Raw genomic sequence first — 23,774 nt, 5'->3', positions numbered from 1 at the left:
CGGCGCGGCAGAGGCCCCAGCGGAGCGGACAGCTCATCTCTTGCTTTGTGCTTTATGGATGGCGAAATGCCAAGAAATGGCGAATCGCGAGCGTTGTTATTCGAGCTATCCACTCACGCGATTCAAGCCAAGAGAACTCAAGTAGAGTTTGAGTATTGACATGTGCTCGCAATTGTGATCGTCAAGTGCGAATGGTGATTGAATGCGAATTGAAACAAAGTATCGGATTCGACCGAAGTTGATCAGCGGCAAGTGTGCAGCAGGGGGCTTGCAGCCGTGACGACCGAGCAGCGAGAGGTGAGGCCAATGCGTAACCATCAGCCGGTGGAAAGTGGGGTACGGAAGGATGGTGACCGGAGCACTCGGGGTGACCACCGGATCATGAGGAACGGCAGGCGACCACCCACCCAAATCGACTGTTCATGTGCCTGCCGGCCACCGAGTCGGGCGGAGCATCGGTAGCCCCTGCAGGCTGCGTGACCAGGCAGTTCGCGGCGTCGGAGGGCTACCGCTCTAACAGGTAGTTGGATCGGACCGTCGTCTGGTAGGTGACCAGGACACTACAAGGTGGTCACTGACCGTGCTGTTGACCTACTAGTTGGTCACTCGATGTGGTGACGCCGGTTCGTCCTAAGTAGAAATACGCTGCACGGGGTACCCCGTTTGACGTAACGTTGACAACCTTGACACTGATCATCGAGGCCGCTGGTACCGGGCGAAATTATACGCCTGTAACTGGAAAGGAGGCGATTCTAATCTTTGAATCTCAGGGCTCGTCTGTGCCGCGGGGGCGGGGTGTAGGCGAGCCATCACGAACGAGTTTGGGGGGTGTACATGGTAACGGGGGACGCTAGGTATCTAGCGCGGTCGCGGGATCTCCGTCACGTGCTGAACGGGGAATGGATCACGCACATTCTGGTGGCGTTGAATGCTGGGCCGCTGCATTACAACGAGCTGCATGCCGCCATCCAGGAGATGACCACGTTCGATCCGTGGACCGGGTCGGTTCGCAGGATTCAGAGCCGGGCATTGGGCCGGACCTTGCGAAGGATGGAGACAGCCGGCCTTGTGGACCGGGTCGAGGAACGGACGTTTCCGCGGTCGGTGGTGTACTCGCTGACGCCCGCGGGCGCGGATTTGCTGGTTCGGGCGCGGCCTCTGATCGACTGGGCGGAAGAGAACATCGATCTGATCGAGCGCCTGCAGAAGGCGCCGGACGACGGCGATCAGCCGCAGGACGACGATCAGCCTGACTGAGGTACCGCTGCACTGGCGGACGCGGTTCAGCTGGCTGCGGCGTTGTCGGTGGAGACCGGCCGCCGGGTGCTGCCGCGGCGTTGGAGGAAGTCGGCGAGGTTCAGCGTGTCGGCGCTGGGGTTTTGGCCGATCTCGTCGAGTGTGGTGGTCAGCAGCGCGAGGGTGCGTGGGATGGCGGCGTACTGGTCGAGGCGGGCCTGGGTGCGGATGATGTCGCGGTAGACGCCCTCGTTGTAGCGGTCGAGCTTCCGGGTGCGTTCCAGCAGCGTGAGCATGGTTTCTGGGTCGCTGTCGCCGTGCGCGCGGATCAGGGCGCCGAGCGCGTCCAGGACGTCGCGTCGGGTGGCCTCGCGGAACGGTTCGATCCAGGGCACGAGCAGGTCCTCGGCGAGGTCGCCCTGGTAGAGCTCGACGGCGTCGTGCAGCTGGGCCTGCGCCGCGGCGTCGGTTGGGCGGGGCGCCTGCAGGGCGTGCTGGAGTTGCCAGTAGTCGACGACGGCGAGTTCGTTGTTGAGCTGGTAGCGGCCGTCGTCGTTGAGGATGAGGTTGTTGATCCTGCCGTCGGTGGCGTCGGTGAGCGCGCGGCGCAACATCGACAGGGTGTTGTGGAACGAGTTGTACGGCCGCGGTGGCCGGCTGTCGGGCCAGACGGCTTCGTTGAGGACTTCGCGGCGGACGCCGTGGGGGTGCAGCGCGAGGTAGACGAGCAGTTCCCGTTGCTTCGGTGTCAGCGCGCCGCTGAGCTCCTTCTCTCCCTCGTCGCCGCGCAGGGCCAGGTGCAGGCGTCCCAGCACACGCACAACCAGCGGGGGTTGCGGTGCTGCCACGTCACCGTTGTCCGGTTTCCGGGTTTCCTCGGCAGCCGGTGCCTGCTCGGCGGCTGGCTTGACGTCCTCGGCGGCCGTGCGGCGCTCGTCGGTGTCGTCCGGGGTGTGCGCGGCCGGGGCCTTCGGCGGGACGTCCACGGGGATGGGCTGGACGTCCAGCAACTGGAGGCTCGGGGCCGGTGGGGTCTGCTGGTTGTCTTCCTGTTCCGGCGGGCGGGTGGATTCGAGCTGGGTCATCTCGTCGACCGAGCGCTGTGCGGGGACGGGCGGCGTGGGTGCAACGTCGTGATCGTCTGCGGGCGGTGCGAGTTCGCCGCCGGTGAAGCCGCTGGTTGCGTGGTCGGGTGTGGCCAGGTCGGCGGGGCCTTCAGCATCGCGGAGCACGGCAAGCAGTTCGGTGGCGTCGGTGGAGGGCAGGCTGAACAGGCGTGTGTCGGCGAGGGCGTCGCCGAGGCCAGGGCTGGTCGCGCTGACGGTGCCGTCGTGGCGGACGCGCACGGTCGCGCCGGGGCGCCACTGGCCGAGGAGCACGCCGGCCAGGCCGAGGGTCGAGCCGTTGTCGAGCACGGCTTGCAGGCGGCGTTCCGCGTGGGGCATGGGGCTGGCGAGCAGCACGAGCGAGGCCGGAGTGAGTCGGGTTTCGGTCTCCTCGATGGCGTGGCGGGTCCGGGTGAGCAGGGCCGCTTCCATCTCGTCGAGGGCGGCGTCGAGCGTGGCGACGACGTGGATGGTGGACGGCAGGTTCTCGACGTCGGCGCCGTCGAAGACGAGGTGCAGGTCGTCGGCGGGGACGAGCACGCGGATGCCGTCGCCGGGCTGCTGTTCGGTGAGCAGGTGCAGCAGCAGTGCGCGGGCAGCGGCGGTGGCGCCGGGGCCGGCGAGACCGAGGCCGCGGGTGCTCGCCAGGTTCAGGGCGAGTTCGCGACCACCCCGCACGCCGACCCTCGTCGTCACCGGGACTGGTTCGTCGTCGGGCTCCAGCGCCCCGGCGGCGGTGATGTGGATCCGCGGTGGAGCCGGCGCGAGGTCGACGAACTCCACGTCGTCCACGGGCCTGCGGTTGCCGTCGTCCTGGTCGTAGGCGGCCCGCAGGGCGCGGACCACGGGCGCGATCGGCCGCTGCAGGTCGGCACGGTCGCCGCTGCCGATGCGGTAGCGGCGTCGGCGCCACATCCGGACCGAGACCATGGCCGTCGTGATCGCTCCGGCCAGGCCAAGGCTGACGAACACGCCGGTCAGCAGGTCCAGCCCCGGTTCGGCCTGGTCGTCGTGGTGCTGGCCGGCCTCGTCGGCCGGCGCCGGGGTCGTGTTCGGCGCGGGCTGTGTTGACGGAGGCGTGGTCGGCGCAGTGCTCGTCGGAGGAGGTGGCGGCTGCGGAGGCGGCACCTGCGGCTGCTGCTCGCCGGGAGGATGTTGTTCGGGCGGGGCCGGGATGTAGGCGGTGATCTTCCAGCCGGGGCGCACGAGGTTGGGTTGGGTCAGCGCGCGGCCGTCGGGCTGCTCCACGCCGCGGTTGAGCTGGAACAACTCGGGCCACCGGGTTCCGCCGCCGGGACCGTAGATGCGTTCGGCGACCCGCCACAGGCTGTCGTAGATCCCGTCCTCGGGGAGCCGGACCTCCTCGGTGACCTGGACCATGCCCGGCGGGGCCGGCGCTGCCCGATCGACCGCCAACGTGGCGGCCGGGACGACGGCCGCCTGCGGAGCCGCGGCCTGCGTGGCCGGGCCTGGGGTCAGCGGTGCGACGACGGCGACCGGCGTGAGATCGGCGGCCAAGGCTGCGGTGGTCGGGGTGGGAGCCGTGTACGGGGTCCGGTTGCCGAGCAGGGTCAGCACGATGGTGCCGATCAGGGCCGCGGCGAGGCCGTGCAGCGGGCCAGGCGGGCGGACCTGCGGCCAGGTGATCCCGCGCGCCGCATCGACTGTGCAGCGCAGGACGTCGAGTGCGAAGAAGAACCAGACGATCCAGCACAGCACCGCCAGGGTGTTGAGCAGGAACTGCGCGCTCATCGGGTTGAGCAGCGTCGCCTGGATCTCGTCCCAGGTCGGCACGTCGTCAGGCAGGGGCCACCCCACAAAGTGCACGAGGGCCCAGGGCAGGCCCGCCACGAGCGCGAGCAGGACGACGAGGGCGAGCAGACCGCGCACGAACCGGAGCACCGCGGCCAGCGCCCACCACGCGGGGCGGCCTGTCCCCGGCCGTATCGGCTTTCGGTGAGAGAAGTGCGAGTGTGCGGTCATGGCGTGCTCGATTCCTTGGACGTACAGGTTTACGGCTCCGCGGTCGCCAGCGGAGCCAGCGGCGTCATGTCACCGGCGCGGGAATCCGGGTGGAGGTGTCCGCCGCGCCGTTGCGAGGTCCGGCGAGCTCGGGTAACGCGGACTGCTGGGTGGTGGCCGGCGCCGTGTTCGATGTGGACGATGCTTGGCTCGCGTCCCGTTTCGCGGTAGCGGTGCCGGCGGTGGACCGCTTGCGCTTGGGGCGAGTCGTCTTGCGCCCGTTGAGCCACTGGGTGAGGTCGGTGGCGGGTACGTCGGTGAACTTGGCCAGCTCGTCAACGCTAATGACGTCGCTGGACTCAGCGAGGACGTCGCCGAGTTCTCGCTCGATGTCGCCGAGTTTCTCGGCCACCTCTGCCCGCAGCAGTGCGAGTTCACCGACGCGCTTGGCCGCAGCTGCCCGCTTCGCGCTGCGGGCCGCGTCGGCTTGCTCGACGCGGCGTTCGATCTCTTCAGTCGTCGCCATCCTGGTCTCCTTCCCCGGTGTGGCACTGAACTGGGTACGAGCATGTGAAGGTCGTCATGGGAGTACTCCGGAGATTCCGCGTTGCGGTTGGGCCTGCCCGGTTCCCGTGACGGTGATTGAGCCGATGCTGACCAGTCCGAGCAGCTGGGTCGGCTGGTCGATGCTGACGGTCACGTTCACGGTGTTGCCGGCGACCGAGACGGTGCCGGTGTGGCCGGCGGCGGCGAGGTAGCTGCGGGCCGCGGCGCTGGCTTGTTGTGGGACCAGGCGCAGGGTTCCGTCGGCGCGGTAGGCGGTCAGGTCGATTTCCTGGGCGCCGGCCCGCGCGGCTTCCTGCGCCTCGCCCATCGCACGGACCTTGGCGGCCAGGGCGAGCCCGCCGTCGAGCACGAGCCCGGCAAACAGCAGCGCGGCGAGGGCGATGATGACGACGAAGGCGGTCACCCGGCCGTCCTGGTCTTCGCGCAGCCGGCCGGTTCGGCGGCGCAGCGATGCGACCACCCTCATGGCGCACCTCCCGCTTGGGCGTTCGGGGCGGTGCCGCGCCAGACATCGACCGGGGAGGAGAAGCTGGATTGGAACGTCCGGCTGCCAGGCACGCCGAGCGAGGTCAGGTCCCCGAAGCCGACGCTGCAGGACACGGTGACGGTCACCGTGGAGCCCGGCTTGAGTCCCTGTGTGTCGGTGGACACCGACAACGACTGGCAGGTGATTCCCGCGGACGCCAGGGCTGCGCTGGCGGTGGCTTGGGCGTTGGCGGTGGCCTGCGATGGGGTGCGGGCCAGGGTGGCGGCGCGGGCCGCTTGGTGCGCGACGTCGTTGATCCGCAGCTTGGTGTCGGCCAGCCGGCCGCAGAACACCACGAACAACAGCAGCAGGATCAGCAGCGGGGTCAGTAGAGTGAGCTCGGCCGCAGCGGAGCCTCGTTCGTTCCGACGCAGCGCGCGAATGCTCGCGCGCATCGAGCGCGCGAACGCGGGAAGACGGCGGGCCGCGGTCATGGTGCCACCGCCCCTGCACCGGTCGGCGGGGTGAATTTCTCAACGGGCCCAACGGCTTCGGCGTGCACCGTGAAGGTCGCGAACGGAATCACGTTGATCACGGTTCCGGTGACCGTCACGGATGCTTGGTTCGGTCCTCGCTGGACGTTGACCGATGTTCCTTGCAGCGGGCCACTTCCGAGTTGGGTGAGGACTCGTTGTCCTTCGGCATTGCCTGCGGCCGTACTGCCGCCGTACACGCGTGCCGCGGACAGGGCTTCGGAAGCGGCGGCTTGGGCGATGTGGGTGGCGTGCATGTAGAGCGCGAACTGCGCGATCAACAGGATCAGCAGTAACAGCAGGGGCGTGGCGATGACGAGTTCGACCGTGCCGGCGCCATGCTGATCCGTCCGCAGCCGACGCAGCGCCGCCCGCACGCGCATCCGGTGTGGACGCTCGCGCGTGTTTGGCGTGCGGGATCGGCTGGGGCGTCGAGGCATCGTGGTCACCGGCCTACAGGTTGATGCCGTTGGCTTTCTGGGTGACCTTGATGACGATGATCGCAATGACCGCGATGGCCAGCGCCGCCAGCAACGCGGTGACCACGACCGCCTCGGTCGAGTAGCCCGCCTCGTCGCGGCGCAGCCGCTCCAGCTCGGCCCGGATGCGGGCGATGAGGATCTGAACTTCGGTGAACATCAGCTTCTCCCCTGTGGTTCGGGATCCGGTATGGACAGTCCTTGTGGGAACTTCAGAGACCTCCCAGCACGCTCGCGAGGGCAGGGAACCCGATGAAAATCAGGAACCCGCCGAACAGCATCACCACGGGAAGGCTCATCCGTTCGGTGGCGGCCTGCGCTTCGCCTTCAGCGTCGGTGAGTTCACGGGTGCGCAGCGCCGCGGCCTTGGCCGCGAGGCTGGCGCGCACGCGGGCGCCCTCGGTGCCGGCGAGGCTGACCGAGGCGGCCAGCTCGGACAGCTGATGCACGTCGAGCTCGGTGCCGAGCTGACCGAGGGTCGACCACGGTGTGGTGCGGGTCAGCTTGGCGGTGACCAGCGCACGGCGCAGCTGTTGGAAGGCCCAGCCCTTGCCGATGCCGACCGCGTCCGACAGCGCGCCGTCGACTCCGGCGCCGCCGGCCAGCAGGACCCGGATCAGGTTCAGGTAGGCCGACAGCGCGTGCCGGAAGGTCGAGCGCCGCCGCTCGGCTTCCTGCCGCACGCTGATATCCGGCAACAGGAACCCACCGAGCGCGAAGAGCAGGCTGGCGACCGCGGGGACTTCCCAGCCGAGACCAGCGTCGGCCACGACGAGCAGCAGTTGCATCAGGATCGGCAGCAACAGGCCGGTCAGCGCCAGCGTGGCCTTCTCGGCCAGGTGATGTTCAATGCTCTTGCCAGTGACCGCGAGGTCGTTGCGCAATTTGCGGTTGGGCAACCCGAGCGCGGCCAACGGCTTGATGAACGGCCGGCCCACGCGCAACGCCCAGCCGTCGGAGTCCGCGGTGAGGATCGGTGGCGGCGCGGGCGTCGCGTGCAACCGGTCGACCAGAGCGCGCAGCGGCGGCCTCGGCGGGAACACGTAGACCACGAGCGCCCACAAGCCGACGCCGAGCCCGGCGCCCCACAACAACGCGCTGATCATGACGACGCCCCCTTCCCGGTGAGCAAGTCATCGACGTCCACGTCGGCGTCGTGGGGCCGGATCGTGGCCAGCTCCGTGAGGAAGCGCTCCGGCTCACGCATCCGCGCAATCCGTGCCAGCCAAGCAAAAGCTGCCGCGAACAGCGCGCCGACGAACAGCAACATGATTTGCCCGAACGCGGAGTCGTAGGGGGCGAGGTAGCCGCGGTTGAGCAGCACCAGCCCGATCGCGAAGGACAGCGTGGTGATCACGATGACGCGGACGCTGGTCCGGGTGCGGGCGCGGCCGGCCTCGACGCGCATCCGCATGGACGCCTGCTCGCGTGCCTCGCTGGCGAGTTCGCCGAGCAGGTCGGCCAGTTGGCGGGCCTGGTGCTCGGCGGCGAGCACGAGCGCGGAGATCACCAGGTCCGCGGTGGGGTCGCGCAGTTGGTCGGCGAGGTGGCGCAGGGACGGTGCGAGGCGTTCGCCGCGTTCCAGCCGGACGGCGAGCTCGGTGATCTCCTCGCGGATCGCTTCGGGGCAGGCCGGGGCGGTGGCGAGGATGGCCTGTTCCAGGCCGGCCGCGGCCACCAGGGTGTCACGCAGCATCTCCGTCCACCCGGCGATCGCCTCGATGCGTTCGAGGTGGCGCTTGTGGTCGACGTTCGAGCCGAGGATCCGCGGCAGGCCGACTACCGCGAGCGCGGTCAGGATGGCGGCGACCACCCAGCCGGTGACCGCGCCGACGGCCAGGCCGGCGAGCACGGCCACGACGAGCCAGCCGACCCGCTTGCGGTCATGCCGGGCGGCCAGCCAGGCACTCAGCCGCGACGGAGTCGCCGGACGGGCGGGCCGGCCGCGCAGCCCGGCGGCGATGAGCAGGACACCGACGGCCACACCGGCACCGAGCAGGCCGAACAGGGCGGCGGTCGTGGTCATGGCGTCCACCACCCTTCGCGCCGCTCGAACAGGTCCGGGTCGTAACCCGCCTCGACGAGCAGGTCGACGGTGTCGGTGCGCAGCGGCGCGCCCGGTACGGCGCGCAGGTCCGGGCCGGGGCGCCAGACCTCGTTGCTGATGATCTGGGCGCCGTCGGCGCCGACGACTTCCCGGATGGAGGACACCACGCGCTTGCTCGGGTCGTCGCGGGGCTTTTCCAGGTGCACCACGAAGTGCAGCGCCGCAGCCACCAGCAGGTTGGTCGCTTCCATCGGCAACCGCTCGGGGCCTTGCACGGCGTAGGCGGCCAGCTTGGTGAACGCGCCCTGGCTGGAGCTGCTGTGCAGGGTGCCCATGCTGCCGTCGTTGCCCATGGACATCGCGTTGGTCAGCGGGATGACCTCGGGCCCGCGGACCTCGCCGACGATGACCCGGTCCGGCGACATGCGCAGGGACTGCCACACCAGGTCCGACAGCGAGATCTCGCCCTGGCCCTCGATGTTCGGTTCGCGGGCCTGCAGCGCCACCACATCCGGGTGCGCCTCGGCGTCCTCGCCGAGGCCGAGTTCGAAGACGTCCTCGATGGTGATCAGCCGTTCCCACGATGGGATGGCCGAGGCCAGGCCGCGCAGCAGGGTGGTCTTGCCGATCGCCGTGCCGCCGGTGACCAGGACGTTGCGCTTGGCGCGCACCAGGGCCTTCAGGAAGCTCTCCAGCGCGAGGTCGATGGTGCCGTTCTCGCGCAGCTCGGCCAGCGTGACCTTGGTGAACCGGTGCCGGCGGATCGACACCGACGGGCGCGCGGTGACCGCCATGACCGCCGAGACACGCTCGCCACCGGGCAGCTGGAAGTTCACGATCGGGCTGCCGCGGTCGAAGCGGCGCTCCTCCACTCCGGAACGGGTAGCCAGGTCCCGGATGAGGTCGATCAGCTCGGTGTCCGAGCCGACCACCGGGGGCAACCGCTTGCGACGGCCATCGGCGTACTTGACGAAGACACGGTCGCCGTTGATGTTGATGTTCTCGATGTCGGTGTCGGCCAGCAGCGGTTCCAGACCGGCCAGACCGAAGACCTCGTCCAGGACCTGGCGAATCAGACGCTGCTCGACCTCGGGAGCCACGAGCATCCCGCCGGTGGCGGAGTTGCGCAGCTCGGCCTGGGCGTGCGCCTCGGCCGCGTCGGTCAGGATCGCCTCGGCCAGCCGGCGGCGTGCTGGGGCGTCCATCGGCGGGCGGCCGGCGGTCTCGTCAGCCCGGATGCGTTGGCTGAGTTGGGCGGACAACTCCTCGCGCAGGTGCTGCCGCAGCCGTTCCACCGCGGCGGCTTCCCCGGCAGGCCGGTGTGGCAGATCCGCCGGTCCAGCCGCGTGGTGGGCAGCCAGGTTCGGGCCGGCGCCGTTGGTCGACGCCGCCAGGCGCGGATCACCGACGTCAGGCCGCGTCATGGCGTCGCTCCGTTACGGGTTTGCGGCCCGAGCGGTTGCAGCGCCACACCCGAGACCGGCTCACCCGGAACGGCCAACCGCAGGTGCGAGGCACGGGCGCCGTTGCCGGTCGGCTGGTGCCCGTGCGCATAAAGGTTGAGCGCGATCCTGGCGGCGGCCCGCCCCAGCGGGGACTTGTCGGGCCCACGTCGGCCGGTGCCCTGGCCACACAACACTGCGGCGCCCTTGTCGTCGCGCGGCACGCGACCCATCACCGGGATGCGCAGCGCTTGGGAGACCTCCGCGGTCGGGTAGCCGTCGCCGACCAGGACGAAGCACGGGCGTCGTGACCACTGCTGGGCGGCCTGCAGCTTGAGCGCGACGTGCGCGAGCTCGTCGTCGTGCGGGCGGGCGACCAGCAGCATCGCGTCCGCGCTGCGGATGATCGGGAACGCGGGCGAGTCCGGATCGACCCGGCCGCAGTCGGCGATGACCGTGGTCTCCGGCTGGTCTGTGGCCCGACGCAGCGGCGAGGACGGGCCCGAGGCCAGCACCGTCAGGGCGGCGCGAGCTTGTTCGGCACCGACCGGGCCGAGCACCACCCGCAGGCCACCGGGGAGAAGCTGGGTGTGCTGGGCGAGCAGATTCGGATCGGCACCGCTACGGCCTCGTGCCGCCGCGGCCAAGCTGACCAGGCCCGGTGTGTCGGGCAGCCGGAAGCGGGCCATCAGGTCACCGCCGGCGGGGTCGACCTCGACCACGATCGGGTTCTCCTGGCCCGGCCAACGGGCGCCGAGCGCGGTCGCCAGTGTGGTCACGCCCGGCGACCCTTTCAGCGAGCAGACGGCGATGAGCATCAGCGGCCTCCTCCCGCGATCGCGACCAGACTGAGTTGTCCCGCCGGGGCCGATGCCAATGCGCGAGCGTCCGATTCGGATAGTTGCAGCGACACGACCGTGGTCTGCTCGGTCTCGCGCGTGGCAATGCCTGTCACCACCGCGGTCCACGACGACGTCTGCCCGGAACCGGTCGACGTTCCGGTCGTTGTGCCCTGCCCTGGAGTCGTGAGGACCGCGACGGTGGTACCGGGCGACAGGTCGGGCGGGAACTGTCCCGGCTTCAGCCCGACGGCGGCGATTGCCTTGCCCTGTGCCGGAATCTGTGGGGCGCCGAGCACCGAACGGGTCACAAGTGAGCCGGCGGGCAGGCTGAACGCCACCGGCTGACCCACCACTGTGGACGCAGCCGATGCGGGCATCACGTCCATGCCGGAGTCTGCGGCCATGCTGACCTGCTTGAGATCCTGCGCCGTCAGAACTTGGCCTACGGCAACAGGACGGGCCAGCGCGAGCACGTTTTCCCGGTCACCCAGCTGCATTCCGGCGAACACACCGCCGGCCGCACACACCAGGACCAGCAGAACACCGAGCAATAGGTAAGGCACGCTTCGGCGCCGACCGCTGCCGCTCAAACGCGAAGGAGTCTTGCCGTCACGGCCAGCCCACGCGTTCGGCGACGCTGGTTTCTGCGTCGTCGTGTCCGTGCTGGTCGAACCTGCGGTAGTGGTCACCACCGACCTCCTTCAGGCATGACGCCATCGCGACGCGTCGACTCGGGTATTCGACGTGCCTTGTTCGCAACAGGGTGTTTCGTTGTGCACGCCCGCCCTCGTGAGGCGGGAGGCTTTGCTCAGCCGGTCGCGATTCCCTGGCTCTCCGCCACGCGGAACGCCACCGAGGCCGAGGTCGTCATGTTCGGGAACGTGCCGCCCTGGCCCGCGCCCGACCACGTCACGGTCCAGTTCACCGTGGCGGTCACCGGGAACGCGTCGGCGCGCTGCCCGGCCGAGGACGTCTTGTAGGTGTAGCCGCAGTCCGGCGAGGCGCTCTTCGGGTCACCACCGGCGGGGAACGGCGAGCCAGGACCAGTACAGGTCACCGAGCCGCCATCACCCATCGACCACGTCACCGAGGTCGGCCTCGCGACCGCAGTCACCGACACGCCCGGCACCGACGCGGTGGCCGAGACGTCACCCCAGCTGCTGCGGTCCAGCCACAACCACGTCGGCAGGCTGACCAGCTGATCGCCAGCCGGGTTCGCCTTGATCTTCGGAGTAGGAAGCCGCAGCTGGTTCCGCGCCTGCGCCGCGAGCTCGGCTGGCGACGGCAGTGGCGCCGGGCCGGGCTGGCCGTCAGCGATCCAGACCGGCGGCCGGTACAGCGCATCCGCGAAGCCGGGCCCGGTGCACTTGTAGACGTACCAGGCGCCGGACGGTGGTTGGGCCTGCGCGAACCGCGGCTGCGCGACCGCGAACTGCGCGGTGGCCGACGCGCTCTGCGGCCGGTACACCGCGGGGACCGCGGTGACTCCGCCGGTCTTGGGCGGAACCTGGAAGGCCGCCGGCTGCACGCCTCCCGGTGGCGGGCCCTGGTAATCACTGCGCACATAGCCGCACTGGGCCAGGTTGGGGTTACCGCCGATGATCGTGTCGCCATTGGCGTTGGCCTGACCCGAGCCGGGCTTGCTCTGTCCAGGGTTGCCAGGCTTGCTGTTCCCGTTGCCCTGGTTACCGCTTCCAGGGCGGGGATTCTTGCCCGCGCCGAGTTCGCAACCAGGGTTGGGGTACTGGCTGCAGTCGGTGAATCCCCACCCGCCGTCCGCGAAGGCGGGGACCGCGGTCGCCACGATCACGGCCGCGGACAGACCGACTACGACTCCCAATCGCTTTAACACGTGCCCACCGCCTCTACTGCGAAGCGGGTGACCCTCCACGTGCCGTCCTGCTGCTTTTTGACTTCCGCGGTGATCGAGCGTCGCCCGCCCGGTGTGTCGTTGAGCAGCTGACCGTTCTTGTACTTCAGCCAGCCGCTGTCATCTCCGCAGTCCGAGATCATGACCGTGGTCGGGTTGTCCGGCGGATCCACCTTGGACACCTGGGGGTTCGTCTTCGGCTCGCCCTTCGTCACGACACCGTTGAGATGGTCCGTGTACAGGCTGCGGTTGATCACCCCGAGCGCGTCGCCGGTCGCGTACTTTGCGAGCTCAGGTGACTGCCAGTCGGCGGTTTCACCGGCCTTGGCCATCTGCCGCCACATGCCCGTGTAGGCAGCCGTCGCCTGCTGACGCGCTGTGTCCGCCGGAGAAGCCGACGACGGCGGAGCGCTGGTCGTTGATGGCGGTGTTGCCGCCCCAGTCGTGCCCCCAGGCGTCGAAGACGAGTTCGAACTACAGGCCGCCAACGTCAGCGCCGCGAGTCCAACAACCGCCAGTCCCACCCTGCGCCGGCCGTTGCGGCCGTGTACGTTGCCCCCGACCACGTGCACCCCCTCGGATCTGCGAAAATTCCTTTCGATCTAGTGTGGTACTCCTCACGTCTACCTGGCGCCCCCTAGGAGACCGCAATGTCCCTATGAAGGGACACAAGTGTCGGAACAGCGAAAACAGGTCAAAGTTCACCCAAATGGGCTAATGACACCGTGTCCAAATGGCGCTGAGTAGTAGGTTCATTACACCGGAAGGCCGTAACCAGGGGGCTACAGGGGGTACAGCGTTGACGAGCTCTGTCACATCCGCGAGCAGGCGAATGGCGCGAGCGTCTCGGTGACCGCGCTCAGCCTCGCCGGCTGGGGCCTGGTCGGACTCGTTGTCGCCAGTGTCCTGCGTATCGCCGTCCAGCGAAGCTCGCTTCTCCCGGCGGGGTGCGAACGACTGGCCCCACGGGGCCTGCTCGAAGTGGTCACCGCGGTCCTGTTCTCGGCACTGGCCTGGCGCATCGGCGCCGTGCCCGACCTGTTCGCCTACTCCTGGCTCGCCGCTGCTGGTGTCCTGCTGGCCGCGATCGACTGGAACTCCCGCACGCTACCCACCAAGCTCATCTGGCCCAGCGGCATCATCCTCGCCGCGCTCTTCGGCATGGCTGCCCTGCTCAACCGCGACGCGTACCCGGTCCTCCGCTCCACTGCCGGCCTGCTCGCGCTCCTCGCGTTCTACGGAGCGCTCTACTTCCTTCGACCTGGCCAGCTCGGCGGCGGAGATCTCCGGCTTGGGGGCATGCTGGGCCTTGCGCTGGGTTGGAATGGGTGGGCGGCGCTGCTGGTGGGAACACTGCTCGGCTGGCTCGGTGCGGCCATTACGTTGGTTGTGCTGCGCATCGCCCGGCGGGTGGAACCGACCAAGGAGATCTCCCTCGGGCCGTTCCTCGTCGTTGGTGCGCTCGCCGCGATCCTCATCCAGCCGACGACTTGACGTCCACGAGGCCGGTCTTCCCGGTCAGTGCGGAGTGCCGGTCTTGGCGCCCCAGGGTTCGGGCGCACACCGCGGCGCATGCGTAAGGACACGTCAGGCCGCACTCGCTCTCGCGGCTATCGCCGCCAAGGGGAACCAGGTTGCTCGCTTCACGCGTGATAGCCCGCCTCCGGCGGAGGTCGGCTGGCGTCAGAGTGCGCGATAGCGCCTCCCACATCAGGTCCGTCGGCACGTCCTGCTCATTGGACAAGTCCTCAACGGTGGTTCCGGTGATCCACCGTCTGGCCGACGGACGCATCGCCATGGCCGCGAGCTTGGTCCGCGCAGCCCGTCGTCGCGCCGCCATCCGTGCGGCCTCGGAGCGGGTCCGCTGAACCCCTGCATCACGTACGAGGCTCTCGACGACTCCGCGCGTGCGGCCCGTGCGCTCGGCGACCTCCCGCGCGGAGAGGCCCTGTTGATAAAGAGCGACCAGGCGCCTGGCCTCCCTGATGCGAACCTTGGCCATCCTGTTGGGGCCTTGTCGCACAATGACATCAGCGGCGTCAAGCACGTCTTAAACCACACGCGAACCGATCTTCAGGTGCTCGGCGACCTTCGGATAGGACCAGCCTGTCGCTGTGTAGAGGTGGATGATCTGTTGCCGCAGTGGGTCGGGCACTTGCGCACTCAGTGCCTCACTGATGGTGCGATTGATACCCGCCTCGGTGACTACTCGATTGATGGTGCTGGGCGGTCGACCCACGATCTTGCTGATCTCGATGCTGGAGGTCCAGCGGGTACCAGTCCATGTCTGGTACAGCGCGATAATGCGTTTCTTCTCCCCTGTGGTCAGTCGGCGTTTCTTGCCTCGTGCGACCCCGGCCTTCTCGATGGTGTTTTCCACAGCCGTGCGAGAGCGGCCGACTTGACGAGCGATGGCAGTATTCGTTGGCCACCGTCCGTTGACCTTGGTCAGGTACAGGTCGACAATCGTCTGCTTCTCGGCGGCGGCCAGCCGCGGTGCGCGCGAAGACATATTGTGGTTCCGTTGGTGCCTAACAACTTTGAGACTCAATACGGTTAGCTCGCTAGCTTCACGGCAGCGGTGCCACGCTCAGCAAGCGCCGCAGACGGCAACCGCCCGCGTTCCTGCTGCCGACGGCTCTTACCAACCTGGGCGCAAGACCGTTTCCCAGCTGCACGGACGCGGAAGGAGGTGTTGATCTCGGCAAGTTCCAACGAAAGCGTGCGGCATGAACCGCACTCAGCAAGGTGGTCACGAACCTGCTGAGCCTCCCGCGTTGGCAGGCCGCGCCGAGTCCAGGCACCGAGCCGATCGACCGTAGGCTGGCAACGGGATCCCGTTGCTCCTGCGAGATGCTCTTGTAGGTATGCCTGTCGAAGCCCTTCGCGCGCCCGGTAAGCCAGCGCGGACACGCCATTGGCTGTCAGACCGAGTTTCGGACCAACCTCTGCTGGTGACCTGCTTTCGATCTCGGTCAGCCAAAGTACCGTCTGCCATCGCTCAGGCAGCCGAGCAAACGCGTTCGCCGCAAGCTCCTTCTCAAGGCCAGCCGACGCGGTGTCGTCGAACTGCACGCTTACGAGTACCGGGTTTACCGCGGTCGTCACGTCCTCGGTCAGCTCAACCTTCCGGTCCCTCCGCGTTTTGTCGTAAGCCGTGTGACGCAAGGCCGTGAGCAGGTAGGCGCGGAACGCCGAGTCTGGTCCTCGACCACCTTGCAGGGAGCTAAGAACCTTGCTGAATGCCTCCGACACCAGGTCGTCCGCCTCGATGGCCGAACGGGCGAGCTGACGAGCAAGGTTGTATGCAGCAGCGACATGGCGTACGTACAGCTCGCCATAGGCCGCGATGTTCCCGTCGCGGACTGCTCTGATCAGCCACGCGTCATCGGGGGCGATTGCTGATCGAAATGCCAAGGGCTGCGCCGATGCCGCATCCGATGGCGCCCAAGGGGACAGCGCATGTTGACCGGATGAGCGCGCCCAGCTCCCGTAGCTCCGGTCGTACGCCTGAGCGCGTTCGATGCAGGCCGCAGTCATTGTGCATCCCGCCGTCGAAACTTCGTACCGTCCGGGGCAGCGCAAGCGGTACCGCCGGCCGCGGTCGCAGTCAGAGTTTTCATTGTGCGGCTCATTGATTGCTCTCCTTGTCGATGTGACCGGCTATCAGTCGGCATACGAGGTAGTAGTTGTCCAGCACGAATCGGTTGGAGAAGTGCCGGTCTTTCAGTGCGTCAGCGAGGGCGACGCCGTCGGGTGTTTGGGGATACCGATTTGCCCGCACCGCGCGGCGCAGCTGCAGCAGCTCCGCGAGGTGGAGTTCCAGCGGGCCGAGCTCCGGCAATGGTGATCCGAACCATGCCTCCGCGTTGGGACGGTCGATCCATTCCCAGACGACCGCGTCGCTGACTCCTGCCGAAGTGCGGACGGAGGCGAAGTGAAACAGCCGGATGAGTGCGTCTCGGGAACCGGGGACGTCTCGCTTCGCGCTTGTCACGAAAGCGCCACTGAGCGGATAAGGACTCTTGTCCGACGTACGCATAACGCTCAAGTGCTCCGCGAAAGCCAGCGCGAGGCGGTCCGCGGCCGTGACGGGTCCGGAAGACTGCACCGAAACGCCGAGTACTCCGTGGGTACGGCGGACACTCTGCGCCAACAGGAGTGGTGACTCGGCCGGAAGGTGAAGCACCCACCTGTCGTTGCCAAGACTCGCGTGCCGCCCAACTCCTGGCTGCCACCTCAAGGGGCACTCGGAACTGGCCAGTATCAACAGGCCGAGGCGGCTCGTGCCGGGGAGCACCGGAATATCGGCGGGAGTGAATGTCCGTTCAGGTGGGTTGCTGGCCCCGCTACTCATGGGCTCGACACCCCACAATCCTTTTGGTTCAACAAGTTCGGACGTTCCGATCGGTCATGGAGGAACTGGAAATTTGAGGAGGCTACGGCGTAATCGAACAGACGCCTGATACAAACGGTCGGTCCTTTTTGGACGTCGGGGGTGTGGCGAGGAGACTGCGACACGGCCGGGTAGATCGGGGCGCGGGCCCGGCCGCGTCGCAGTCGGAGGTCAGGCCGGAGCGGAGCCGCTTCGGAGGCCGGGCGATCGATGCCGCCTTCACGACCTCCTGACACTGTGCGTCTTCGACGCTGTGGCCTGACGGCCGACGTGGCCCCGGCTCGGGGGAGGCTTCCGGCCTGGGCCAGTCGGCGACATGGTGGCACTTCATGCCTGTCCACATCGGGCAAGGACGGCTGGATCACTTTGGCGAGGGAGCGATGACTTAGCCAGTTCCCGCTGTAGAGCGGAAAAGTTCGGCAGCTTCCAGCCAACGGCCGTCGGCGAGATGCGCCATCGGTGGAGAGGCGCATCGACAGCCGTCGGCGGCAGTACCAACCGTTCCCCTTGTGCAAGTTGTCGACCTACGACGTCGCGATCTTCGAGAACAGTTCGTCGTTGACCTGCCGAAGCGAGCATGTAGTCGGTGCCGAATGGAGCGGCGATGATCGGTCCAAGCAGGCCGGCGGCACGGAGGGAGTGGATCGCATTCCGCGACACCAGGCCGGGAACCTCAATCGCCTCGACGGCCGATCCGCAACCCAGAAGTATTGGATACGGTGCCCTGGTCCACACGTCCAGGGCTTCCTCGGCGTCGGTGATCTCGTCGTCACAGAATCCCGAAACGGCTGTGGAGGTTAGTGGCGCCGGCCGGACTGGCCAACCGTGGCGGACGTAGTTGACAGCCGCTTCGCGTACCTCGGTAAGCCATAGTCCGGGCATCGGGTGAGGCGCTCCGGTCATCGTTGTCTCACTCCCAATAGGACGAGTCCGAGATGGATGGGCTCGCCGCGGGCAGTCAGGTACTCGCGCTCACTCTTGCGAGTGCCGTGCGCGTCTCTGGGGTCTCTCGTCGAATTCGATCGGCCCCGTGTCAGCCTCGTTGGCCGACCATCCGTATTCCTCATCGCCGGAGTCGTTGTCCTCGACGTAGAACTCGTCGCGGATTCTCCGGGCTGCGTCTCGTGCACAGAGTTCGCCGTAGACGAAGGTGATCACGACGATGAGTACGACGACGACAAGCGTTTGCCAGCCGGTGATCGTCAGCGGTCCGCATTCAGCCATGACTGCGCTCCTCTTGACGGCAGCAGGCTCGCGCAATGGATCCGCGAATGATTCGAGATGGCTTCGGCCTGCCAGGTGCGTGGGCTTCAGGTCACTGGGCCTTGGGAGCCTGCGATCCTGATCATGGCAATGACGAGTGACTGCAGAGGCAGGTCTCGACCGGCGATCAGTCGTCGCTGCCACTGTCGTAGTCCGAGCTGTTCTTCGTCGGGTGTGGGGAGCGCCAACCGTTCGCCGCCTTTATGGACAGTCACACCGAGGCGAAGTAGGTCGACTGCCGTGTCATCGTTGATCGAACGCGGGGAGCCGGTAAGGAAGATCCATCGCTTCCTGCCGGAGTCGATGACCACTGGACCTCCAGACATCGCGATGTCCAAACGTCGCAACACATTCGTCCCGATCGGCGCGGGCGTTGTGATAGCACCAACGAGGCCACCGACTGTGAGGAAGATGCACCGAGACGGGAAGTCGAGGGCGACCGGGAGGCCGTGATCGTTGTAGTACTGGCTGCAACGCTGTGCCGTGGGACCAAATTTGGGTTCGCGGCCAGCGAGCTGATCGAGATCGTCAAGCGTAGCGACAGCCACCGCTGATCATCTCCTTTGTGGACACGTTGGAGTGTTCAGCACGAACCACGCACGTAAGGCCGCGGTGACCCTTTACGGCTGCGCGACTGGATTTCCGGGGCCCGATCGGTATGAGCCCGAGGATCAGACTGCGGCCGGTTGATGCATGCGGGGTGCGGAACACTCGATCTGAGGTTCAGGAACCGGGACTGACAGATGCAGTCCGTCGTGATCGAACAGGAGCACCTCCATTCGCAGAGTGGGCAGCGCGGGCGTGACGTCCAGTTGGCAGATCGGTTGAAGGCCGACAAACACGTGCTGGCGACCGCGGGAGCGCTCGTTGACGCTGTGGAACCTCGGCGGGGAGGCCGCTGTCGGGGGAAGCAGCCTCCCCGCCGAGGGGCTCGTTGACGTGCCCGGCCGCGATGCGCGCCAACACCATGGTGCGTGCGGCTTGGCACCGCCGGTCCCGCCGGTTGTCGAGCCACTTGCAAGTGGCCCACGCCAGCCAGCACAGGCCAGCGAGTACCACCACGAGGGTTAGCGCCGCTACGAGCACGTAGATCAGCAGCCACTGCGGCATGCGGACCCCTCCTTCGTGGCGGTCGACCGGACGGTGTACCGTGTCCAGTCATCTAAAGTCAGATTATCGGAACTAGCTCCCGACGCTACTCCGATAATCGGAATTTAGATATGCACCCGAATGGGTGGTTGTGCTTGAGTACGCTGTGTGACCAGCGAGGATGGAACGAGCTCACCGTCCGCTCGGGAAGGGCACCGCATGGCCAAGGTCACGCCGACCGCGAAGAAGCTCCTGCTCGGCAAGGAGATCGAGCACCTGCGCGAGCTCGCAGGCAAGTCGCAGGAGGAAGCGGCAGCGCTGATCGAGAAGGGCCAGAGCAAGATCGCCGCTCTGGAAGCAGGGCAGGCCAGCATTACCCCTGGCGACCTGCTCCTGTTGCTCGACGGCCTCGGCGTGACCGAACAGTGGCACAAGGACGTGCTGCTGGAACTGCGGCGGAACAACCACCAGCGCGGCAAGTGGACCGGCATCCGCAGCCACTACAGCGAGCAGTTCCGAACGATGGTGGATCTGGAGGAGCACTGCGACCTCATCCGCACCGTCGAGTGCGAGGTGCCTCCGGGCCTGCTGCAGTGCGAGGCGTTCATCCGCGTTCCATGCCGATTCACCGAGCACGCCTACCCGGCAGGCACCAGCCGGGACCACCTCCAACACCGTTAGGGTTCCGACAATGACGACTACTGTGAGTGACGCCTCCACCGACTCCGCGGACGAACTGCGCGCCCAGCTCACCAAGCGCCTCATCAAGGATGGCACCATCCGCACCGACGCCGTCGAGGCAGCGTTCCGCCAGGTGCCGCGCCACCTGTTCCTCCCCGGCCTCCCGCTGACCGAGGCGTACGCCGACGAGCCCGTCTACACCAAGCACGAGGGCGACGGCACCCGCATCAGCGCCGCGTCCCAGCCCAAGATCGTCGCCATGATGCTCGAACAGCTCGGCATCCAGCCCGGCGAGCGACTGCTCGAACTCGGCGCGGCCACCGGCTACAACGCCGCCCTGATGGCCACCCTGACCGGCCCGACCGGGCACGTCACCACGATCGACATCGACGAGGACCTCGTCGTCGGTGCCCGCGAGCACCTCGCCGCCGCCGGGATCAGGAACGTCGAGGCGGTCGCCGCCGACGGCGCGCTCGGCCATCCGGAGACCGCGCCCTTCGACCGCGTCATCGCCACCGTCGGCGCCCACGAGATCCCCACCGCCTGGCTCGACCAGCTCGCACCCAGCGGGCGCCTGGTCGCCCCGGTGCGTCTGCGCGGGTGCGCCTCGCGCAGCATCGTCTTCGAACGCGACCAGGACGGCTGGAGCAGCCTGGGGAGCGAGATGGCGATCTTCATGCCCCTGCGGGGCCTCGGTGACGACGCCCGCCGTGTCCTCGACCTCACCGGCACCGCTGGCGAGGTGACGTTGCAGACGCACAAGGACAACAACCACGCCACCGATCCGGACAACCTCGCCGGGGTCTTCGACACCCCCGCCCGTGAGGTGTGGACCGGGGTGCACTTCGTCCCGAGGGAGTCCTTCGAGTGGCTGGACCTGTGGCTGGCTTGCCACCTGCCCAACCCCCTCATGCGCATGGAGGTCGCCCCGGCCGCGAAGGACAGCGGCCTGGTGCGGCCGATGTTCCCCACGGTGGCGATGGCCACCACTGCCGTCGACGGCAGCCTTGCCTACCTCACCATCCGCCCGGCCGAGCCCGGCCCGGACGGCGGCCGGCGCTTCGAGGTGGGCGTCATCGGCCATGGGGCCAGCGGCCAGGCACTCGCCGAGCAGGTCGCAAGCGAGATCACGACCTGGGACAAGGGCTTCCGCTCGTCCACGGTCCGCTTCGCCATCCCGGACGCCACGCCTCAGCCGGACGCCAACCCCGGCCGCGTGGTGTTGGACCGCCCGACCAAGCCCATGATCGTCACCTGGGAGTAATGGTCATGGACCCGACCGGCCAGTTCGCCCGCCGCTTCCCGCTCGTCGCCCGCACCCGCCCGGCCTGCCTCCCGCTGGCCCGGCGGGTGGCCGAGCTGTGCGACCGAGCCCGCGAGGCCGTGCGCACCGGCGACATCACCGAGGCAGCCGCGGTGCACAACCAGGCAGCGCTCATCGCCTCCGACTGCGGCCTGCCCGACCTGGCCCGGCAGTGGTGCCACCAGCAGGTGAACATCTACCTGCGCGCCCGCCCCTTGGGCGCGCAGGTAGCCCGCCTCGCCCTCGAACCGATCACCAACCTCGCCCGCCTCTACATCCGCGAGGGCCAAGGCGTGCGTGCCTTCGCGCTGATGGACACCCTGTTCAAGGCGGTCTCGTCCCGCGCCGATGCCGACGTCGATGGCATCGAGATCCCGGCTGACCTCACCGACTCGGTCGAGACGCACCAGCAGATCCGCAGCTGGCTGTGGGCGGTTCTGCTGGCCACCGGTGGCCGTGCTCTCGCTGCCGCCGGCCGCTGGACGGAAGCACGCGCCCGACTGGGCGACTACAAGGGCATCGGCCGCCGCATGCTCGACGGCCGCCAAGTCGCGGTCATCGCCGACGCCGTATCCGGCGACACCGACAGCGCCCTCGCGCTCCTGGCCGACACGACACCAGGAGAACCGTGGGAGAACGCCGTGACCGCGTGCCTGACCATCCAGTGCCGCGGCGCCTCGGGGAGCGCTGACCTGACCGCGCTCCTGGACCAGTACCACGGCCTCGACACCTCCACGCCGGGCTTGGTGGTCTTCCACACACGGCTCGGGTTGTCCTTCATCGACGCCATCGGCACCATCGACGACCCACCCGCGCGCCAGATCGCCGTCGAACTGATCAACCACGCCACCGCGACACGAGACGGATACGCCGCCCGCGACGTACTCGCCCACAACGGCTGCCGCGAACTTCTCACAGACTCCCAAACACGTGAACTGTCCGACCTTGTCGAAGCGTGCGCGCTCGGCCACGGCACGCTCCCGGCCGCACTGCTGGCAGATCTCACGACGGCGCTAGCAAGCGTCGAAGAGCTTATGACCCGCAGTACCAACGTGATCGCGCCCGCGATGTATCGCGACTCCCATGCTCCCGCCGGTCCGTAGTGGACGATTCAGATGGGAAACCGTTGTGACATAACGGAATGCGTCTTCCATCCGCGAAACGGCTGAGCGTCGACTACTAATGCCAACCGGCAAACACGACGACCATTGGCACGAAGGGAAACTATGCACACCACTACTACATCGCCGGACGCGTTGCGTGTGGAAATGGTCGAGAGGATCCGGAAGGCGGGCCACGCGCAACGCGGCGAGGTCGAGCGGGTTTTGCGCGACACACCGCGGCACGAGTTCGTGCCGGACGCGGAACTAGCGGTTGCCTACGACCCGTGGCAGGCGGTGGTCACCCACCGGTTCGAGGACGGCCGGTCATTGTCCTGCGCGTCGGCGCCGTGGCTGGTTGCCGCGATGCTCGACCAACTCGACGTCCAACCGGGCAACCGCATCCTGGAAATCGGCGCAGGCACTGGATACAACGCGTGCCTGCTCGCCCAGTTGACCGGCCGCGCGGACCTGGTGACCACGATCGACATCGACCCGGACGTCACCGCGAAAGCCTCCGGAGCGCTGGCTGCAACAGGCTACGGCGACGTGCACGTGATCACCGGCGACGGTGGGCTCGGCTACCCCGACCACGCCCCGTACGACCGCATGATCGCCACCGTCTCACCGTGGGACATCCCCGCCGCATGGTGGCAGCAGCTTGCTCCTGGAGGACGCCTGGTCGCTCCATTGCGCTGGCGCGGGCAGGGCCGCAGCGTCGCCTTCACCTACACCGACGGCCGGCTGGTCTCCGACTCGCTGCACCTGTGCGGCTTCGTGTACTTGCAGGGCGTGGAGGACGAAGGCGAACTCAGCGGTCCGGTCACAGCGGATGAACTGGTTACGCTGCACTGGGACCGTGACCAAGCCGTGGAAATCGACGCGTTGCGCGGCGTGCTCGACCAGCCGCGTGTCACGGCCTGGTCCGGCATCACTATCGCCAGCAACGAGTCCCACGATGGGCTCTGGCTTCGGCTCACCGTCACCGACCCGCGTGTGTGCCGGATCAAGGTCCACGCCGACGTCCCGCCCGAGGTGTGCGACCCGATCGGAGGATGGTGGCGCATGGCCCTGGTCGACGGCGACACGCTCATCTACCTCACCGCCCGCCGTTTGGAAACGGGCGATGACGTGTGCTGGGAGCTGGGCGCGATCGGCCACGGACCGGCCGCAGCAAAGCTCACCAATTATCTATGCGACGAGATCCGGCTGTGGGGGCCTGAGCGGAACCAGCGCACGCCGTCGCTAATCGTCCACCCGGCAGGCACCCCGGATAGCGAGCTCGCCGGCCCCGCCATCGAGAAGACCCACAGCAGGTTCGTCCTGACGTACGACGACGTGGCCTTGTGAATCCCAGCTCGCAGACAAGCTACGACGGGACATCGTGTGAGC

Annotated in this window: 25 protein-coding genes; 6 read left to right on the top strand and 19 right to left on the bottom strand. The window is 67.8% G+C overall.

From position 1 onward, the window contains the following. The first annotated feature begins 885 nt into the window (after positions 1–885). Positions 886–1,257, top strand: a complete 372-nt coding sequence (locus ACIBVP_RS43045) for a helix-turn-helix domain-containing protein (protein ID WP_168522977.1) — start codon at positions 886–888, stop codon at positions 1,255–1,257. Between the two features lie 26 nt (positions 1,258–1,283). Here the strand turns inward: ACIBVP_RS43045 and ACIBVP_RS43040 are convergent, their stop codons facing one another. The 13 genes from ACIBVP_RS43040 to ACIBVP_RS42980 form a co-directional block, all read right to left on the bottom strand. After that, on the bottom strand, positions 1,284–4,325 hold the full coding sequence (locus tag ACIBVP_RS43040; RefSeq protein ID WP_168522979.1) for a BTAD domain-containing putative transcriptional regulator: 3,042 nt from the start codon (positions 4,323–4,325) through the stop codon (positions 1,284–1,286). A gap of 64 nt (positions 4,326–4,389) precedes the next feature. Beyond that, a complete protein-coding gene (locus ACIBVP_RS43035) occupies positions 4,390–4,830 on the bottom strand; it encodes a hypothetical protein (RefSeq protein WP_168522981.1) in 441 nt (146 codons plus the stop codon). Between the two features lie 54 nt (positions 4,831–4,884). Further along, complete coding sequence (locus ACIBVP_RS43030; protein WP_396112372.1) at positions 4,885–5,337, bottom strand: pilus assembly protein TadG-related protein; 453 nt, start codon at positions 5,335–5,337, stop codon at positions 4,885–4,887. Beyond that, positions 5,334–5,831, bottom strand: coding sequence for a TadE/TadG family type IV pilus assembly protein (locus tag ACIBVP_RS43025; RefSeq protein ID WP_246272451.1), 498 nt, complete (start codon positions 5,829–5,831; stop codon positions 5,334–5,336). Before ACIBVP_RS43025 ends, ACIBVP_RS43030 begins: the two co-directional genes overlap by 4 nt. Next, positions 5,828–6,310, bottom strand: a complete 483-nt coding sequence (locus ACIBVP_RS43020) for a TadE/TadG family type IV pilus assembly protein (RefSeq protein ID WP_246272455.1) — start codon at positions 6,308–6,310, stop codon at positions 5,828–5,830. The genes ACIBVP_RS43025 and ACIBVP_RS43020 overlap by 4 nt, the downstream gene beginning before the upstream one ends. A 13-nt stretch (positions 6,311–6,323) precedes the next feature. After that, on the bottom strand, positions 6,324–6,509 hold the full coding sequence (locus ACIBVP_RS43015; protein WP_168522983.1) for a hypothetical protein: 186 nt from the start codon (positions 6,507–6,509) through the stop codon (positions 6,324–6,326). 52 nt (positions 6,510–6,561) lie between these two features. Continuing rightward, a complete protein-coding gene (locus ACIBVP_RS43010) occupies positions 6,562–7,455 on the bottom strand; it encodes a type II secretion system F family protein (protein ID WP_168522985.1) in 894 nt (297 codons plus the stop codon). After that, a complete protein-coding gene (locus ACIBVP_RS43005; protein WP_110341582.1) occupies positions 7,452–8,375 on the bottom strand; it encodes a type II secretion system F family protein in 924 nt (307 codons plus the stop codon). The genes ACIBVP_RS43010 and ACIBVP_RS43005 overlap by 4 nt, the downstream gene beginning before the upstream one ends. Beyond that, a complete protein-coding gene (locus ACIBVP_RS43000) occupies positions 8,372–9,820 on the bottom strand; it encodes a CpaF family protein (RefSeq protein ID WP_168522986.1) in 1,449 nt (482 codons plus the stop codon). The genes ACIBVP_RS43005 and ACIBVP_RS43000 overlap by 4 nt, the downstream gene beginning before the upstream one ends. After that, complete coding sequence (locus tag ACIBVP_RS42995; RefSeq protein ID WP_168522988.1) at positions 9,817–10,656, bottom strand: chromosome partitioning protein; 840 nt, start codon at positions 10,654–10,656, stop codon at positions 9,817–9,819. The genes ACIBVP_RS43000 and ACIBVP_RS42995 overlap by 4 nt, the downstream gene beginning before the upstream one ends. Continuing rightward, positions 10,656–11,369 (bottom strand): SAF domain-containing protein, encoded by a 714-nt coding sequence (locus tag ACIBVP_RS42990; RefSeq protein ID WP_168522990.1) that lies wholly within the window; start codon positions 11,367–11,369, stop codon positions 10,656–10,658. Before ACIBVP_RS42990 ends, ACIBVP_RS42995 begins: the two co-directional genes overlap by 1 nt. Before the next feature lie 119 nt (positions 11,370–11,488). Next, the gene (locus ACIBVP_RS42985; RefSeq protein ID WP_168522993.1) at positions 11,489–12,532 is read right to left on the bottom strand and encodes a hypothetical protein; all 1,044 of its coding nucleotides are present in this window, start codon (positions 12,530–12,532) and stop codon (positions 11,489–11,491) included. Then, a complete protein-coding gene (locus tag ACIBVP_RS42980; protein ID WP_228714238.1) occupies positions 12,526–12,882 on the bottom strand; it encodes a hypothetical protein in 357 nt (118 codons plus the stop codon). The genes ACIBVP_RS42985 and ACIBVP_RS42980 overlap by 7 nt, the downstream gene beginning before the upstream one ends. Before the next feature lie 517 nt (positions 12,883–13,399). Between ACIBVP_RS42980 and ACIBVP_RS42975 the strand changes: the two genes are divergently transcribed. Then, positions 13,400–14,044: a prepilin peptidase gene (locus ACIBVP_RS42975; RefSeq protein ID WP_168522995.1), complete on the top strand. Its 645-nt coding sequence runs from the start codon at positions 13,400–13,402 to the stop codon at positions 14,042–14,044. Here ACIBVP_RS42975 and ACIBVP_RS42970 read toward each other — a convergent pair. The 6 genes from ACIBVP_RS42970 to ACIBVP_RS42945 form a co-directional block, all read right to left on the bottom strand. Then, complete coding sequence (locus tag ACIBVP_RS42970; protein ID WP_376768928.1) at positions 14,025–14,552, bottom strand: helix-turn-helix domain-containing protein; 528 nt, start codon at positions 14,550–14,552, stop codon at positions 14,025–14,027. The two genes, ACIBVP_RS42975 and ACIBVP_RS42970, sit on opposite strands and share 20 nt — an antisense overlap. 48 nt (positions 14,553–14,600) lie before the next feature. Then, positions 14,601–15,062 (bottom strand): hypothetical protein, encoded by a 462-nt coding sequence (locus tag ACIBVP_RS42965; RefSeq protein ID WP_168522997.1) that lies wholly within the window; start codon positions 15,060–15,062, stop codon positions 14,601–14,603. Between the two features lie 44 nt (positions 15,063–15,106). Further along, positions 15,107–16,090 (bottom strand): sigma-70 family RNA polymerase sigma factor, encoded by a 984-nt coding sequence (locus ACIBVP_RS42960; RefSeq protein WP_168522999.1) that lies wholly within the window; start codon positions 16,088–16,090, stop codon positions 15,107–15,109. A gap of 91 nt (positions 16,091–16,181) precedes the next feature. After that, positions 16,182–16,547, bottom strand: coding sequence for a hypothetical protein (locus tag ACIBVP_RS42955; protein WP_168523001.1), 366 nt, complete (start codon positions 16,545–16,547; stop codon positions 16,182–16,184). A 1,371-nt stretch (positions 16,548–17,918) separates the two neighbouring features. Next, positions 17,919–18,170 (bottom strand): hypothetical protein, encoded by a 252-nt coding sequence (locus ACIBVP_RS42950; RefSeq protein ID WP_168523003.1) that lies wholly within the window; start codon positions 18,168–18,170, stop codon positions 17,919–17,921. 86 nt (positions 18,171–18,256) lie between these two features. Further along, positions 18,257–18,757: a hypothetical protein gene (locus ACIBVP_RS42945; protein ID WP_168523005.1), complete on the bottom strand. Its 501-nt coding sequence runs from the start codon at positions 18,755–18,757 to the stop codon at positions 18,257–18,259. A gap of 760 nt (positions 18,758–19,517) precedes the next feature. Here ACIBVP_RS42945 and ACIBVP_RS42940 point away from each other — a divergent pair. The 4 genes from ACIBVP_RS42940 (at position 19,518) to fxlM (ACIBVP_RS42925) (ending at position 23,732) form a co-directional block, all read left to right on the top strand. After that, entirely contained in the window at positions 19,518–19,979 is a 462-nt protein-coding gene (locus ACIBVP_RS42940) for a Scr1 family TA system antitoxin-like transcriptional regulator (RefSeq protein ID WP_396112371.1), read from the top strand. 10 nt (positions 19,980–19,989) lie between these two features. Next, positions 19,990–21,243, top strand: coding sequence for a methyltransferase, FxLD system (gene fxlM / locus ACIBVP_RS42935; RefSeq protein ID WP_396112370.1), 1,254 nt, complete (start codon positions 19,990–19,992; stop codon positions 21,241–21,243). A 5-nt stretch (positions 21,244–21,248) separates the two neighbouring features. Beyond that, positions 21,249–22,385 carry a hypothetical protein gene (locus ACIBVP_RS42930; RefSeq protein ID WP_168520318.1) on the top strand — a complete coding sequence of 379 codons (1,137 nt, stop codon included), beginning with the start codon at positions 21,249–21,251 and terminating at the stop codon, positions 22,383–22,385. Between the two features lie 123 nt (positions 22,386–22,508). Next, positions 22,509–23,732 (top strand): methyltransferase, FxLD system, encoded by a 1,224-nt coding sequence (gene fxlM / locus ACIBVP_RS42925; protein ID WP_168520319.1) that lies wholly within the window; start codon positions 22,509–22,511, stop codon positions 23,730–23,732. The last annotated feature ends 42 nt before the right edge of the window (positions 23,733–23,774 follow it).

Source organism: Actinophytocola sp. NPDC049390 (genome assembly GCF_044466355.1).
Classification (GTDB): Bacteria; Actinomycetota; Actinomycetes; order Mycobacteriales; family Pseudonocardiaceae; genus Actinophytocola.
The sequence above is the reverse complement of the archived record's forward strand: the minus strand, read 5'-3'. Positions and strand labels throughout refer to the sequence as shown.

Coding starts and splice junctions, on each gene's coding strand:
- ACIBVP_RS43040 (WP_168522979.1), bottom strand. CDS start 4,325: ATGACCGCACACTCGCACTTCTCTCACCGAAAGCCGATACGGCCGGGG.
- ACIBVP_RS43035 (WP_168522981.1), bottom strand. CDS start 4,830: ATGGCGACGACTGAAGAGATCGAACGCCGCGTCGAGCAAGCCGACGCG.
- ACIBVP_RS43030 (WP_396112372.1), bottom strand. CDS start 5,337: ATGAGGGTGGTCGCATCGCTGCGCCGCCGAACCGGCCGGCTGCGCGAA.
- ACIBVP_RS43025 (WP_246272451.1), bottom strand. CDS start 5,831: ATGACCGCGGCCCGCCGTCTTCCCGCGTTCGCGCGCTCGATGCGCGCG.
- ACIBVP_RS43020 (WP_246272455.1), bottom strand. CDS start 6,310: ATGCCTCGACGCCCCAGCCGATCCCGCACGCCAAACACGCGCGAGCGT.
- ACIBVP_RS43015 (WP_168522983.1), bottom strand. CDS start 6,509: ATGTTCACCGAAGTTCAGATCCTCATCGCCCGCATCCGGGCCGAGCTG.
- ACIBVP_RS43010 (WP_168522985.1), bottom strand. CDS start 7,455: ATGATCAGCGCGTTGTTGTGGGGCGCCGGGCTCGGCGTCGGCTTGTGG.
- ACIBVP_RS43005 (WP_110341582.1), bottom strand. CDS start 8,375: ATGACCACGACCGCCGCCCTGTTCGGCCTGCTCGGTGCCGGTGTGGCC.
- ACIBVP_RS43000 (WP_168522986.1), bottom strand. CDS start 9,820: ATGACGCGGCCTGACGTCGGTGATCCGCGCCTGGCGGCGTCGACCAAC.
- ACIBVP_RS42995 (WP_168522988.1), bottom strand. CDS start 10,656: ATGCTCATCGCCGTCTGCTCGCTGAAAGGGTCGCCGGGCGTGACCACA.
- ACIBVP_RS42980 (WP_228714238.1), bottom strand. CDS start 12,882: ATGGCCAAGGCCGGTGAAACCGCCGACTGGCAGTCACCTGAGCTCGCA.
- ACIBVP_RS42970 (WP_376768928.1), bottom strand. CDS start 14,552: ATGGCCAAGGTTCGCATCAGGGAGGCCAGGCGCCTGGTCGCTCTTTAT.
- ACIBVP_RS42965 (WP_168522997.1), bottom strand. CDS start 15,062: ATGTCTTCGCGCGCACCGCGGCTGGCCGCCGCCGAGAAGCAGACGATT.
- ACIBVP_RS42960 (WP_168522999.1), bottom strand. CDS start 16,090: ATGACTGCGGCCTGCATCGAACGCGCTCAGGCGTACGACCGGAGCTAC.
- ACIBVP_RS42950 (WP_168523003.1), bottom strand. CDS start 18,170: ATGGCTGAATGCGGACCGCTGACGATCACCGGCTGGCAAACGCTTGTC.
- ACIBVP_RS42940 (WP_396112371.1), top strand. CDS start 19,518: ATGGCCAAGGTCACGCCGACCGCGAAGAAGCTCCTGCTCGGCAAGGAG.
- fxlM (WP_396112370.1), top strand. CDS start 19,990: ATGACGACTACTGTGAGTGACGCCTCCACCGACTCCGCGGACGAACTG.
- ACIBVP_RS42930 (WP_168520318.1), top strand. CDS start 21,249: ATGGACCCGACCGGCCAGTTCGCCCGCCGCTTCCCGCTCGTCGCCCGC.
- fxlM (WP_168520319.1), top strand. CDS start 22,509: ATGCACACCACTACTACATCGCCGGACGCGTTGCGTGTGGAAATGGTC.